The organism is Dyella telluris (assembly GCF_014297575.1).
Classification (GTDB): Bacteria; Pseudomonadota; Gammaproteobacteria; order Xanthomonadales; family Rhodanobacteraceae; genus Dyella; species Dyella telluris.
Genome location: NZ_CP060412.1, coordinates 936,552 through 949,697, shown reverse-complemented (window position 1 = coordinate 949,697; position 13,146 = coordinate 936,552). Strand labels below are relative to the sequence as shown.

Genomic DNA, 13,146 nt, shown 5'->3' with positions numbered 1-13,146 from the left:
CCGCAAGGCCGCCGTCTCCCCGGCCCGAAGCGAACCGTCCACCCCGTCATTCCGGCCTGCGCCGGAATGACGGATGGGCGATGCAGAGGCGCGTGGTTGCCTCCCTCAGTGCTCGTTGACCTGCAGCTTCTCCATCAGCAGGTTGAGCTTGCCTTTCATGGTGTCGTCCGGGCGCGGCCCATCCACGCCGTAGAACGCCGTGTAGAGCACGGCCGGCTTGCTGCTGGCGTTGGCCTGCGTGCCGCCGACGGTGCCGATGTACGTCATGTCGTTCTCGCTGTACGGCACGCCATCGTCAGGGTGGGTGCGGTTGACGATCTTGCCCCAGCTGTTGCGGAAGCCGTCGTCCAGATCATCCGACGGTGCCACGTGGCGGCTCAGGCTGACGTGCTCGGCGTTCTCCACGTTGGACTTCACGTCCACGCGCGACACATCCCACACCGTCTTGCCGCGGTCCTGGAAGTAGGACATGCCCAGCACCAGCTGGCTCTCCGCATCGATTTTCTGCAGCGAAGGCGTGTAAGCAAAGCCGAGTCGGCTGGACTGGTACTTGAACGCATCGCCATAGTCGAAATGGATGGCGATGTCGGACAGTACGCTGGGCAGCAGGCTGCTGTTGGCGAGGAACTCCTTCCACTGTCCCAGCGTGCCGCTGTAGGACACGTAGACATAGTTGGCGAGCTGCTTCATGTCCGACATGTCTTCATGTTCGGTGCGGTTGTTGGTGATGCGCAGCATGGCCGCGTAACCGTCCGGCACCGGCAGCAGGAAGGCGATGATCAGGCCGTTGTCGTACGCCATCGGCCATTCGCGGATCTGCCAGCGTCGCTGGTAGTTGTCGGTGAAGTCGCGTTGCAGCGAAGGCTGGCCCAGCGAGGTGATCTTCACCGGCTCGGAACCGACGCGCCGCTGCAACGGCGCGGCCTTCAGCACCAGATCCATGAAGATCTTCGAATCGCCGAACAGCTGCTTGCTGCTGACGTCGTCGGGCTTGCGCAGGTGGAACATCACCTGCTGGCCCACCATGGCCCGCGCGAGGTAGCCGTTGTGGGGCAGGGGCGCCTTGCCCGCGCCGGCCCGGGCGATCACCCATTCACCGTTGCTGTCGCGGTGGAGCAGGGTGGGGAACGGATCGAGGGTGGAGGTGCTGTGCAGCAGGCGGTTCGAACCGGGGCCGTTGGGGAACATCGTGCCGGCCTGCTCGGTGAGCAGGTCGTGCAGCTTCTGGTCGACGTCGGCGTTGTGCAGTTTCTGATAGGTCGCGCTGAAGTCCGCGAAGGACTTGGGCAGCGGGAACTGTGCCTTGAAAGTGCCGGTGTGCTTGTCCTCGATCGCGTCCAGCTGATAGGTCTCGCGCACGTCGATGTCGCCAAGATTGGCCGGTGCCTTGAGCACCAGGTCAATCGGCAAGGCGAAGTTGAGGTTCTCGTCGGGCGACTTCATCACCACCACACCGATGACTTTGCCGTCCTTGTCCAGCAGCGGGCCACCGCTGTTGCCCGGCGAGGCCGCCGCGGAGAAGCGCAGCCACTTCCAGCGGCCGTCCTGGTCCTCCGGCGTCTGCGAGGTGTACAGGCCGTCGCGGATCACGATGCCGGTGCCCAGCGCGTTGCCCACCGCATACACCACCTGGTTCATTTCCGGCTGGGTGTTCACCGCCAGCGGCGCGACCTTGGGCGGATCCTTCAGCGTGAACTCGACGAAATCCTCGTGCAGCGAATAGCGGGTGATCTTGTCGATGGCGTACACATGGCCGGCGGCGTCGCGCACGGCCGGTTCGCCCATCAGGCTGTCGATGCCCAGCGCCAGCACATGGCCGGCGGTGACATAGCGGTTCTCGCCGATGGCGAACGCGGTGCCGACCGAGTGGTACTTGTCCGTACGCTCCTGATAAGGCAACTGGTCCAGCGGCAGCGGCTTTTCGTAGGTGATGGGATCTTTCTCCGGCTTGGGAATCACCACTTCGAACGTGGCGGCCTGCACGCGCGGCAGCACGGCGGGATCCATCGTCGCGGCATGCAGCGGGGAAGCCGACGCCAGGGCAAGGCCGGTCAGCCAGGCCACGCGTTGCCAGGCCTGCCGGCGAGTGAAAAAGAGCGCTTGCCGTGCGGGAGTTGCCGGCTTGTCCATGTGCTGCCTCGTCGGTTGGTGAGCGCTTTGGGTAGCGCCATCCCTGGGTGCGAAACCCGTTGGTGGTCGAGTTTATCCAACGCCCCGGACGTTGGAACGGTGTACGCCGGAAGACATAGCGAAGGCGCCCGGATGCACCCGGTGCAACGCCGCGTCCGCCACGGGCGACTGCTCCGGTTTAAGCTGTGCCCGATTGCCGTGGAGTTGTCCGATGTCACGTCCGCCCGCCGCCAGCACGGTGCACCTGCCCCAGGGATCATGGAGCACGGTGCTGGATGGACTGTGTGCGCTGTTTCCCCGTATCGAGCGTGCCGAGTGGGAAAGCCGCTTCGCCCGCCAGCGCGTGCTGGATGCACAAGGGCAGCCCCTGCCAGCCGACGCGCCGTATCGTGCGGGGCTGCGCGTGCATTACTTCCGCGAAGTGCCGCGGGAAACCCCCATCCCGTTCCACGAAACGCTCTTGCACGTGGATACGCACCTCGTGGTCGTCGACAAGCCGCACTTCCTGCCGGTGACGCCGGCAGGCGGTTTCGTGGAGGAGACGGTACTGGCGCGACTGGCGCGGACGCTGGACAACCACCACCTGGTGCCCTTGCACCGCATCGACCGTCACACCGCCGGGCTGGTGATGTTTTCCGCTCATCCCGACAGCCGCGATGCCTACCAGGCGCTGTTCCGCCAGCGCAGCATCGTGAAGGCCTACGAGGCTTGGGCGCCGCCACTGACGGGGCAGTCGTTTCCGCTGGTGAGGCGTTCGCGCATCGCGTCGGGCGAGCCGTTCTTCCGCATGCACGAAGTGCCCGGCGAGCCCAACAGCGAAACCCACATCGACGTGCTCGAACGCCACGCAAGCCACTGGCGCTACGTCCTGCAGCCGTTCACCGGCAAGAAGCACCAGCTGCGTGTGCACATGGCTGCGCTGGGCGCGCCCATCCTGCACGACCCGTTCTACCCGGAACTTCCCGAACCCCGTCCGGATGACCATGCCCGCCCGCTGCAGCTGCTGGCGCGGCGGCTGTCCTTCGTCGATCCCCTCAGCGGCCTGCGCCGCGAGTTTGTCAGCGAGCTGGAGCTGTCCGGGGTGGCATGACCGGCGTGGGAGGTGCCTGCGGTTGGTAACATAGGCAGCCCGATCCCTCATCACGCCACCCGATGCCTGCCTCGTTCTCTCCGGTCGTCCAAGACGTGGCGCTGGAGGCCCTCTTCGTGCCGTTTGAAACCGGCGACCTCACCATGCCCGCCGACGGACGCGTGCTGTTCCTGCGTGCGCGCGACGGTTTCCGGCTGCGTGAGATGGCGAAGAAGGGCTGGGCCTGCGAACAGGGCTTCAAGCCCTTCGCCGAGGCGCTGCAGCGCAGTGGCCTGACGGTGGCCCCGCCGGGTGGTGATGATCGCTACCCGTTGGTGCTGGTGTTGCCGCCGCGGCAGCGCGAAGAAGCGCGCGCGTTGTTTGCGCAGGCGGTGCGCCGGGCCTTGCCCGGTGGCGTAGTGCTCGCCGCCGTGCCCAACGCCGAAGGGGCCAGATCCGCCGAGGGCGACCTGGCCAGCCTGGCGGGGCCCTTGCAGCAGCTCTCCAAGCACAAATGCCGCGTGTTCTGGACGCAGCCGCTGGGCGCGCAGGTAGATGCCGGCCTGCTGGACGCCTGGCAGGCCTTCGACACGCCGCGGGCCAATGACGCGGGTTACCTCAGCCGGCCAGGCCTGTTCGCATGGGATCGGGTGGATACAGCCTCGGCCTTGCTCGCCGCGCACCTGCCCGGCGATCTCGCCGGAAGCGTGGCGGATCTTGGTGCCGGTTACGGATACCTGTCCACGCAGGTCATCGCGCGTTGCCCGGGCGTTTCGGCCATCGATCTCTACGAAGCCGAAGCGCGTGCGCTGGAACCCGCGCGCCTCAACGTCGAACGCGCGCAACGCGAGAGCGGACGGGAGGTGGCGTTTGCGGTGCACTGGCACGACGTCACGCAGGGCTTGCCGCGGCGCTATGACGTGGTCGTGAGCAATCCGCCATTCCATCAGGGGCGCGCCGATCTTCCGGAGCTCGGGCGCGCCTTCATCGCTACCGCCGCCGACGCCCTGCAGCCGCACGGGCGGCTCTGGCTGGTGGCCAATCGCCATCTTCCCTATGAGGCCACTCTGGCCGCACGTTTCAACGAGGTACGCACGGTGGTAACGCAAGACGGCTTCAAGGTGATCGAGGCACGCGGGGTTCGCGCATGAAACTGGTCAAGCTGATCGCCAACCTGGGCTATGGCAGCCGCAAGGACGTCGCGCTGATGTTCCGCGAAGGGCGCGTCACCGATCCCGACGGCGAGGTGCTTTACGCCGACGACAAGGTGCCGCACGAACACATCCGCATCGACGACGAACCGCTCGATCCGCCCGCGGGCCTGACGTTGATGATGTACAAGCCGCTGGGCGCTACCTGCTCACGCAAGGACATCGGGCGCGTCGTCTACGACCTGCTCCCGCCACGCTATCGCGTGCGCGATCCGGCGCTTTCCACCGTGGGTCGCCTCGATCGCGACACCTCTGGCCTGCTGCTGTTCACCGACGACGGCAGCCTGCTGCACCGGATCATCTCGCCCAAGGCACGGGTGGCCAAGGTGTACGAGGCCACGCTGGCCAGCGATCTGCGCGGCGACGAAGGCGTGCTGTTCGCCAGTGGCACGATGATGCTCGAGTCGGAGACGACGCCGCTGGAGCCTGCGCAACTCCAGGTGCTGGAGCCGCGTCGCGCGCGTCTGACCCTGACCGAAGGACGCTATCACCAGGTGCGGCGCATGTTCGCCGCGGTGGGCAACCACGTGGAAGCGCTGACTCGCGTATCGGTGGGCGCGCTGACCCTGGGTGAACTGCAGCCCGGTGAATGGCGCGCGCTTGAAGAACGCGATATCGCGCGCATCTTTGAGGCACCCGCGCACGATTGATGTGCGCGGGAGGTGGGCGTATGTCAGCCGAACGGCGTTTCCCGGCGACGCGCAAGTTCGTCTTCGCGTCGCGAATGGGCGCCTGGTTGCCACGAGACCAGCTGGAAGTTGCTGTGACCCTGGCCTTGGTTGTTGCGGACGTCCTGCATGTCCTTGTGGTTCAGCATCCCTGCTACCAGCTGCATTCCGCGCTCAAAGGCGGAACGTGCGTGAAGCATGTGCATGTTCGGGCTCCCGGCCGCCCCTGTGCGGTCGTTCAGGGCACATATAAGCAGCTTCACGCGCGATGCACAAATGCCAATCCGCACTGAATGGCGTCGTAAGTCCGTAGCAAGGAATGTGACAGTCTTCACAAAAGTGAAATGCGCAATCTTCTGCGTTTTTCCCCTGGGAAAATGTGGTTTTGTGGCGCAGTGGGCCGGGGAAACCCGGTGACTTCCATCGAAGGTTCGACCAAAGACTCATGCCATGTCCCCGCTGATATTCGACAACGCCTTTGTCCGTGAACTGCCGGCCGATACTGGGCAGGGCCGGCATCCCCGTCAGGTGCTCGGTGCCATGTACTCACGCGTGGAGCCAACCCCGGTCGCCTCGCCGCGCGTGGTGGCGTGGTCGCCGGAGATGGCGCAGGCGCTTGGGCTGGATGAGGCGGACAGGGACAGCCCGGTGTTGGCGCAGGTGCTGGGTGGCAACGCCTTGCTCGATGGCATGCAGCCCTTCGCCACCAACTACGGCGGCCACCAGTTCGGCATGTGGGCGGACCAGTTGGGGGATGGGCGGGCGATTTCGCTGGGTGAGGTGCTCACGCGCGACGGCGTGCGCTGGGAACTCCAGCTGAAGGGCGCCGGCCGCACACCGTACTCGCGAGGTGCCGACGGACGCGCCGTGCTGCGCTCGTCCATCCGCGAATTCCTGTGCAGTGAGGCGATGTACCACCTCGGTGTACCGACCACGCGCGCGCTCAGCCTGGTGGTGACGGGTGACGCCGTGGTGCGTGACATGTTCTACGACGGGCATCCGCAGGAAGAGCCCGGTGCCATCGTGTGCCGCGTGGCGCCGTCATTCATCCGCTTCGGACATTTCGAGCTGCCCGCGGCGCGCGGCGACGTCACGCTGCTGAAACAGCTGGTCGACTTCACCATCGCGCGCGACTTTCCCGAACTGCAAGGCGAGGGCGAGCCGCGCTACGCCGCATGGTTCGCGCAGGTGTGCGAACGCACGGCGCACATGGTGGCGCATTGGATGCGCGTGGGTTTCGTGCATGGCGTGATGAACACCGACAACATGTCCATCCTTGGGCTCACCATCGATTACGGTCCGTATGGCTGGATCGACAACTTCGATCCCGAATGGACACCCAACACGACGGACGCAGGTCGCCGCCGCTATCGTTTCGGGCAGCAGCCCAACGTGGCATGGTGGAATCTCAGTCGTCTGGCCATGGCCATTGCTCCGCTGTTCTCCGGCACCGAGCCGATGCAGGCTGGCCTGGACCGCTACGCAGCGGTGTATGCCCAGGCGGATCGCCTCACCATTGCCCACAAGCTGGGCCTGGCGTCATGCGGCGACGACGACGTGGAGCGCATGCGCGAACTCCATACCCTGCTTGCCGAGGCGGAGGTCGACATGACCCTGTTCTTTCGTGCGCTTGCCGATGTGGATCCGGCGCGGCCGTCGCTGGAGCCGCTGCACGAGTCGTTCTATGACGAAGCGAAACGGCTTGCCAGTGAGCCCGCCTTCCAGGCATGGCTCGACGCCTATGCGGCGCGCGTGCGCGGCGACGAACTTTCCGGCGAACAGCGTCGCGAGCGCATGCGCGCGGCCAATCCGCGCTATGTCCTGCGCAACTATCTCGCGCAGGAAGCCATCGACCTGGCGACCCAGGGCGACTACAGCGGCATCCACGAACTGCTGGATGTGATGCGTCGCCCTTATGACGACCAGCCGGGGCGCGAACGCTATGCGCGCAAGCGTCCCGAGTGGGCCACGCACAAGGCGGGTTGCTCGATGCTTTCCTGCAGTTCCTGACCGCGCGTCAGCGCAGCGTGTTGGCGAGGAACTGGCGCAGCTGCATGCCGTTGAGCGCGCCGGCCTGGCGCGCGATCTCGCGGCCGTCGCGCATCACCAGCAGGGTGGGAATGCTGCGGATGCCGAAACGCTGGGCCAGTGCGGGCTGTGCTTCGGTATCCACCTTGGCCAGCCGCAGCTGCGGCTCCAGGCTCGACGCCGCTTCGGCGAACACCGGCGCAAAGCTCACGCAGGGGCCGCACCAGGGTGCCCAGAAATCGATCACCACCGGAAGGTCGCCGCGCGTCGCCACGGCGTCGAAGTTGTTGGCGGTGAGCGCGACTGGTTTGCCTTCGAACAGTGTGTGCTTGCAGCGGCCGCAGACCGGTTGCTCACCCAGCCGTTCCTCGGGCACGCGGTTGAGTGCCGAGCAGTGGGGGCAGGGAATGGTTAGCGTGGTGGACATGGCAGGCCTCGATGACCAAGACTCATTGGGCCGTCAGATGGTGTCCCCGGCGGCGTGAAACAAGGGAGGTGGCGGTGCGCGAGCGAACACCCGGAGCCGTAGCCGGACGATGCATCGCACTGGCGGCGGGCATGGCGTGGACACTGCCCAACAGTCTGCTGGGGCTGCTGGCCGGCCTGCTGTGCATGCCATGGGGCGCCCGGCCCGAGTTGCGGCAGGGCGAGTACGCGCTGGCCTTTCGCCGCATGCCGCACTTCGGTGCCGGCGGCGCGCTGACGCTGGGCAACGTGATCCTGTATTCCTGCGAGCGGCTGGATACGCCGTGCTTCACCTATGCCCATCGCGCCGGCCATCGCGTGGAACCGTGCATCTCGCTGGCCGATCATGAGCGCGCGCACGTGCTCCAGTACATGGTGCTGGGGCCCTTGTTCCTGCCGTTCTATGCGGCGTGCGGCGGCATCAGTGCCGGCAACCGCTTTGAGCGTGCGGCCGATCGTTACGCACAGCAACGCGCTGGCTGGTGGCCGTGGCCGGCCGGGTGAAGGTAGTGCGGGTATCAGGCGTCGTCGTGGCGGTGCCGGGGAAGCAGGCCAGAAAGATAGCCCGTGAGGCTCGCCGCCTTGAGCAGCCATCCGTAGACCAGGGCGTAGCCCAGCCAGCCGAGTGGATTGCGGCGGACAGTGAGCCCCAACAGACGGAACATGCGTGATTGCGCCGTGTGGATCACCACGGTGGCGAGCAGTGCCATGGGGAGCACGAAGGTCGTCATGGCGGCGGCCGGCCAGTACACGCCGATGCAGGCGAGTACCAGGCAGGGCACCAGCGCGGCGGCACAGAGCACGTCGGTGGTCGGCACCAGCAGCTTCCACCACACGAAGAACGTGCTCAACCGGCGGCGGAAGAGCAGAGAGCCACGCGCGCGCAGTGCTTCGATGACACCGCGCGACCAGCGCCTGCGCTGTTCGATGAAAGCGGGGAGTGTCGCCGGCACGCGCGTGAAAGCGATGGCGTCTTCGGCATAGCCCACGCGATGATGGTCACTCAGGATCGCCCAGGTGAGCACGATGTCTTCGCCTACGCACTCGGGCCAGCCACCGATCACCCGCAGGATGTCGGTGCGATACAGCGAGAACGCCGAGGGCGCGACCAGCGTGCCCTGGCACAGGCTCTGCACGCGGCGTGCGGCCGCGATGCCGTGGAAATAATCCCACTCCTGCATGCGTGCCACGGCGCTGTCCCGCGAATTGCGCACCAGCACGGTGCCGGCCACGGCGGCCGTGTTCGGCGGATCGCTCATGTAGCGCGTCACCAGCTGCCGTAGTGCCTGCGGATGCAGGTGGGTGTCGGCGTCCAGCGTAACGGTGATGGGCCAGGAGGCCAGGCGCAGCCCGGCATTGAGCGCTTTGGCTTTGCCACCGGCGCTCTTGAGGTCGAGCACGTCCAGCCAGGGGTATTGGGCACTCTGCAATCGGTCGAGCGTCGCGTCGGTGGAGCCGTCGTTGATCACCATCACCTCGATGGGCGCGGGGTAACGTTGCGACGCAATGCTGGCCAGCGTGTCGAGGATGGTGTCCGCGTGGTTGTGCACGGCGATCAGGATGGTCACGCCGGGGAAATCGGCGTCGGCGAAACGCGAACGCGCCGGCCGCCGATCGAGCAGCAGGCAGGCGGAGAGGAAGGTGTTCATGAAAGCCGGCAGCACCACGATGGCAAGCAGCAGGCATAGCTCGGCCAGTCGTGTCTCCGGGGAGCGCAGCGATGCGCTCCAGTGCTCCACGTAGGCCCAGGCGAGCGCCGCCCACGCCAGCGCCAGCACCAGCGCCAGCACGAACTTCAGGCACACCGGCACGTAATGGCGTCGGTGCAGGCGGCTGTCGTTCGCGGCGGCCAGTGGCAGCCGGACCGTGACGGGAAACAGCCGTCGCCTTGACCAGTCTTGTGCGTTGACACCCATGCGAGAGCCTGCAGTCGCAACGGCATGGCCGTGCCGATTACGGATGATGCGCCCCCGCATGTCTGCAGGCGAGCAGTTCCGCACGTCGATCCGTCCAGGGCCTGGATAAGCCGGTGGCGTCCTGCCGTCACCCGTTTCCTTGCTGTAGCAGACAGCATCAGTCGTGCCATCCGAAGCGTGCGGCGATTTCGCTACAACGTCTGGGAAACGCGGTCATCTGCGGGCAGCTGCTTCACCGTCGTGGCTCTGCGCAGACACAGGCCGGCACAAACCGACGCGACGCGGCGTGGCGATTGCGTCAGGTCTCCATGGGGTGGTTCAGGCGGCCTGCTTGCCGCCTTGCGGGCCGGGTGCGGGACGCGTCTGTGGCTTTGGCGCCGGACGCTGGTTGCCCTGTCCCTGTGGCGGCCGGCTGCCGCCCTGATTCGACGGTGGCCGGTTGCCACCGGGGTTCGACGGCGGGCGATTGCTACCCTGGCTCGGCGGGGGACGATGGCTCCCCTGGTTTCCCGGCGGCCGGTTGTTTCCCTGCGGCGGCCGCTGGTTCTGGTTGGGCGGACGCGTACCCGGGTTGGGATTGGGCCGGTTGTTCGTCGGCGGGCGATTCCCTTGCGGCGGCCGGTTGCCCTGTGATGGTGGCCGGTAGCCTGGTGCGGGCGGCCGGTAGCCGGGACGCCAGCCCGGCGGGCGCGGCGGCGGGCGTGGCGCATACGGGCGGCCATACCAGTAATCGCGGTTCCGGTAGAACGGGCGATTCACGTAGTAGGAGCCCCAGTAGGCGGCAATCGAGAACGTGACGATGGGTATGCCGATGCGCGCGCCGTAATCAGTCACGTAGACGGGCTGGTTCTGGTAGGTGTACTGCACGAACGTGCCGGCCACCCAGCCGCGCACACCCATGGCGATCACATCGCACCAGCCCCAGCCTTCGGTGCAGCCCTGGATCGCGACGGAGGTGCCGGCGGGCATCTGGGCAATGGTGGGATAGCCAGCATCAGGGCCCGCATAAAGGTCGACGTAGGCGGTCACTACACCGTTCATGCCCTGCGCGAATGCGGTGGGGCTGGCCAGTCCGAAGAGCAGCAACACCGTCCATACCATGCGCTTCATCGTTGCTTCTCCCGCACAGAGGTCCCGATAAAACCGTCTCTTCCGCGAAGAGAGCGTCAATGGGATGTTGTTGACGGACCCGGCGCGAGTGGCGCGCGTCGCATGGCAAAGCGTCGCCACAGGTAGAGCGGAAAGCCGGCAAGCAGCAGCACCGCGCCCCACAGCAACGGCTCCGCGCCCGCGCCGGCAAGCGCCCAGAGCGAGAACAACACGGCGACGGCGGCAATGATCCTGCGCAGCCAGGAAGCGCCGCCTCCCTCCAGTCGCCACCACGCCAGCGCGGTCACCAGATACGGCAACAGGGTGGTGGCGGTGGACAGCAGGATCATGAAGGTGAACAGGGCCACGAGCGAACGCGTGAAGTTGGCCGTGATCAGCGCACTGGTGAGCACGCTGCTGACCAGCAGCCCGATCCACGGCGTGCCGCGGCGATCCACGCGTGCGAACGCCCGCGGAAACATGCCGTCCTGCGCAGCGGCCATGGTGGTCTGTGCCACCAGCAGCACCCAGCCATTGAGCGTGCCGAAGCAGGACACCACGGCCACCATGGCCACGCCGATGCCGGCCAGCGTGCCCCACGCGTGCGTGGCCGCTGCCGCCATCGGTGCGGCGGACGCGGCCAGCTGGTCACGGGGCAGCATGCCGATCACCACGGTGCAGGCCAGCATGGTGGCGACACCGGCGACCAGCGTGCCGATGAGGGTGGCGCGTGGCACCGTGCGCAGCGGGTCTTTCACCACGCCAGTGGGCACCGTGGCCGTTTCCAGCCCCAGCAACGCCCACAACGCCAGCGTCGCGGTGGACAGCGCCACGCCGGTCAGTGACTGGCCGCCGGGATTGAACGGCCGATAGGAACCTGCGTGCAGCGCGACCAGCCCGATCAGGCCGAACACCAGCAGTGGAATCAGCTTGAGCAGCGTGGTCACCACGGCGACGCGGCCGGCTTCACGCACGCCCGAGAGCGTGATGCCGGTGCAGATCCACAGCGCGGCGAGCGAACACAACGCGCTGCGCAGCGGCGTTGCCGCAACCGCCGGCCACAGCGCGCCAAGACTGCCGGTGAAGGCCACGGCGATGGCCGCGTTGGCCGACCACGTGCAGATCCAGTAACTCCACGCGACCATGAAGCCGACCGTGTCGCCAAACGCGCTGCGCGCATACGCGTAAGGTCCGCCGTGGTTGGGGATGCTGCGCGCCAGCCATGCAAACACCTGCGCCAGTGCGAGTGCGCCGCACAGCGTTACGCCCCAGCCGAGCAGGCTGGCGGCGCCGTACGGCGCCATCGCGGCAGGCAGGACGAAGATGCCCGAGCCGATGATGTTGCCGATCACCAGCGCGACCAGCGTCCACTGGCCAATCACCTTGGTCGATGGATTCATGCGTCGACGAGCGACTCGCGATAGGCGCGACGCACCATTTCATGGAAATGATGCACGGCGTTTTCCCTGAGCGGGTTCAGCCGGCCGGCATCGTACGAGCCCGAAGCGAGGCCACGCTGTACGTCCTCGCAGATGGTCACATCCTCGTCCTGCACTTCGTCGCTGAACTCGACATCGCGTGTGCGGCGTGAGTGCGCTTCTACGCTGTCGTCGGCCGGGTAGTAGAAATCAAACTCCACCCGGCAACGATCCACGCCCAGCGGCAACACGCGGTTGGTCTGCAGGCGCGACGGCAGGATGTTGAGCATGGTGTTGGGGTGGATGAAGTAGTACAGCGCTTCACCGCTGCCATACAGCTCGCTGGCGCTTTCCAGCGGGCTGTACTGGAACGAATACCACTGCGCCGTCTCGGTGATGTAGCTGCGGTAGTCGAGCAGGCTGTTGAGGCCCGGATGGATGTGCGGAACGTGGTAACCCTCAAGGTAATTGTCCACGTACACCTTCCAGTTGCAGGCCACGTCGTAGCTGGCGCGATGGTGGAACTGGTAGTGTCCCAGCGAGCGTTCCGGACCCAGACGTTCATCGATGCCGGCCACCACTTCGCGGAACGGCGGCGCGTCGCCGATGGCCACGAATACCAGCCCCTGCCACACCTGCACGCGCACTTCCGGGAGGCGGATGTCGGAGGGCTCGAAATCCTGCGTGCGACCCATCTCGGGCGCGCCGCGCAGCACGCCGTCCAGCCCGTAAGTCCAGCCGTGATAGCGGCAACGCAAGGCCTTGGCACCGCGACCGTCGCAACTGGCGATGGGTCCCGCGCGGTGACGGCACACGTTGTGGAAGGCGCGGATCGTGTCGTCGTCGCTGCGCACGATGAGCAGGGGCAGGCCGGCGATCTCGGTCACTACGTGATCACCCGTGTCGGCGACCTGGGACTGATGGCAGACCAGTTGCCAGCTGCGCGCGAAAATGGCGCGCGCGTCCAGCTGGGGCATGCGCGGATCGGTGTAGAAGCGGGCGGGCAGGGTCAGCGCGAAGTCGAGCGGTTGTGGCGCAAGAACGGAGTCGTCGAACAGATCGCGCATGAGCACATCACCGGCGGCCGTGGTGCCTGACTGTTTAACCCCACCCCATCCACAAGGAAAGGGGGGCGGAGCGGCCATCGGCGCG

At 66.6% G+C, this 13,146-nt stretch carries 12 protein-coding genes; 5 read left to right on the top strand and 7 right to left on the bottom strand.

Annotated features, from left to right (window positions below; translation table 11 throughout):
- Positions 1–105 precede the first annotated feature (105 nt).
- A complete protein-coding gene (locus tag H8F01_RS04385; RefSeq protein ID WP_187057841.1) occupies positions 106–2,130 on the bottom strand; it encodes a S1 family peptidase in 2,025 nt (674 codons plus the stop codon).
- Positions 2,131–2,341: 211 nt separating this feature from the next.
- Between H8F01_RS04385 and H8F01_RS04380 the strand changes: the two genes are divergently transcribed.
- The 3 genes from H8F01_RS04380 (at position 2,342) to H8F01_RS04370 (ending at position 5,060) form a co-directional block, all read left to right on the top strand.
- A complete protein-coding gene (locus tag H8F01_RS04380) occupies positions 2,342–3,220 on the top strand; it encodes a pseudouridine synthase (RefSeq protein WP_187057840.1) in 879 nt (292 codons plus the stop codon).
- Positions 3,221–3,282: 62 nt separating this feature from the next.
- Positions 3,283–4,350: a class I SAM-dependent methyltransferase gene (locus tag H8F01_RS04375; protein WP_187057839.1), complete on the top strand. Its 1,068-nt coding sequence runs from the start codon at positions 3,283–3,285 to the stop codon at positions 4,348–4,350.
- Positions 4,347–5,060 (top strand): pseudouridine synthase, encoded by a 714-nt coding sequence (locus tag H8F01_RS04370; RefSeq protein WP_187057838.1) that lies wholly within the window; start codon positions 4,347–4,349, stop codon positions 5,058–5,060. Before H8F01_RS04375 ends, H8F01_RS04370 begins: the two co-directional genes overlap by 4 nt.
- Positions 5,061–5,083: 23 nt before the next feature.
- Here H8F01_RS04370 and H8F01_RS04365 read toward each other — a convergent pair whose 3' ends face one another.
- Positions 5,084–5,284, bottom strand: coding sequence for a hypothetical protein (locus H8F01_RS04365; RefSeq protein ID WP_187057837.1), 201 nt, complete (start codon positions 5,282–5,284; stop codon positions 5,084–5,086).
- Between the two features lie 244 nt (positions 5,285–5,528).
- Here H8F01_RS04365 and H8F01_RS04360 point away from each other — a divergent pair, with 244 nt between their 5' ends.
- Positions 5,529–7,088, top strand: coding sequence for a protein adenylyltransferase SelO (locus H8F01_RS04360; RefSeq protein WP_187057836.1), 1,560 nt, complete (start codon positions 5,529–5,531; stop codon positions 7,086–7,088).
- 7 nt (positions 7,089–7,095) lie between these two features.
- Here H8F01_RS04360 and trxC read toward each other — a convergent pair whose 3' ends face one another.
- The gene (gene trxC, locus H8F01_RS04355) at positions 7,096–7,533 is read right to left on the bottom strand and encodes a thioredoxin TrxC (RefSeq protein ID WP_187057835.1); all 438 of its coding nucleotides are present in this window, start codon (positions 7,531–7,533) and stop codon (positions 7,096–7,098) included.
- A 131-nt stretch (positions 7,534–7,664) separates the two neighbouring features.
- On the opposite strand from trxC, the gene H8F01_RS04350 reads away from it, so the two are divergent.
- Positions 7,665–8,075: a hypothetical protein gene (locus tag H8F01_RS04350; RefSeq protein ID WP_187057834.1), complete on the top strand. Its 411-nt coding sequence runs from the start codon at positions 7,665–7,667 to the stop codon at positions 8,073–8,075.
- Between the two features lie 14 nt (positions 8,076–8,089).
- Here H8F01_RS04350 and H8F01_RS04345 read toward each other — a convergent pair whose 3' ends face one another.
- From H8F01_RS04345 to H8F01_RS04330, 4 genes are all read right to left on the bottom strand, one after another.
- On the bottom strand, positions 8,090–9,487 hold the full coding sequence (locus H8F01_RS04345) for a glycosyltransferase family 2 protein (RefSeq protein ID WP_187057833.1): 1,398 nt from the start codon (positions 9,485–9,487) through the stop codon (positions 8,090–8,092).
- Positions 9,488–9,805: 318 nt separating this feature from the next.
- A complete protein-coding gene (locus H8F01_RS04340) occupies positions 9,806–10,597 on the bottom strand; it encodes an SH3 domain-containing protein (protein ID WP_187057832.1) in 792 nt (263 codons plus the stop codon).
- A gap of 56 nt (positions 10,598–10,653) precedes the next feature.
- Positions 10,654–11,976 carry an amino acid permease gene (locus H8F01_RS04335; protein ID WP_187057831.1) on the bottom strand — a complete coding sequence of 441 codons (1,323 nt, stop codon included), beginning with the start codon at positions 11,974–11,976 and terminating at the stop codon, positions 10,654–10,656.
- Positions 11,973–13,061, bottom strand: a complete 1,089-nt coding sequence (locus tag H8F01_RS04330; RefSeq protein WP_187057830.1) for an aromatic ring-hydroxylating oxygenase subunit alpha — start codon at positions 13,059–13,061, stop codon at positions 11,973–11,975. The genes H8F01_RS04335 and H8F01_RS04330 overlap by 4 nt, the downstream gene beginning before the upstream one ends.
- Between the last annotated feature and the right edge of the window lie 85 nt (positions 13,062–13,146).

Coding starts and splice junctions, on each gene's coding strand:
- H8F01_RS04385 (WP_187057841.1), bottom strand. CDS start 2,130: ATGGACAAGCCGGCAACTCCCGCACGGCAAGCGCTCTTTTTCACTCGC.
- H8F01_RS04380 (WP_187057840.1), top strand. CDS start 2,342: ATGTCACGTCCGCCCGCCGCCAGCACGGTGCACCTGCCCCAGGGATCA.
- H8F01_RS04375 (WP_187057839.1), top strand. CDS start 3,283: ATGCCTGCCTCGTTCTCTCCGGTCGTCCAAGACGTGGCGCTGGAGGCC.
- H8F01_RS04370 (WP_187057838.1), top strand. CDS start 4,347: ATGAAACTGGTCAAGCTGATCGCCAACCTGGGCTATGGCAGCCGCAAG.
- H8F01_RS04365 (WP_187057837.1), bottom strand. CDS start 5,284: ATGCACATGCTTCACGCACGTTCCGCCTTTGAGCGCGGAATGCAGCTG.
- H8F01_RS04360 (WP_187057836.1), top strand. CDS start 5,529: ATGTCCCCGCTGATATTCGACAACGCCTTTGTCCGTGAACTGCCGGCC.
- trxC (WP_187057835.1), bottom strand. CDS start 7,533: ATGTCCACCACGCTAACCATTCCCTGCCCCCACTGCTCGGCACTCAAC.
- H8F01_RS04350 (WP_187057834.1), top strand. CDS start 7,665: ATGGCGTGGACACTGCCCAACAGTCTGCTGGGGCTGCTGGCCGGCCTG.
- H8F01_RS04345 (WP_187057833.1), bottom strand. CDS start 9,487: ATGGGTGTCAACGCACAAGACTGGTCAAGGCGACGGCTGTTTCCCGTC.
- H8F01_RS04340 (WP_187057832.1), bottom strand. CDS start 10,597: ATGAAGCGCATGGTATGGACGGTGTTGCTGCTCTTCGGACTGGCCAGC.
- H8F01_RS04335 (WP_187057831.1), bottom strand. CDS start 11,976: ATGAATCCATCGACCAAGGTGATTGGCCAGTGGACGCTGGTCGCGCTG.
- H8F01_RS04330 (WP_187057830.1), bottom strand. CDS start 13,061: ATGCGCGATCTGTTCGACGACTCCGTTCTTGCGCCACAACCGCTCGAC.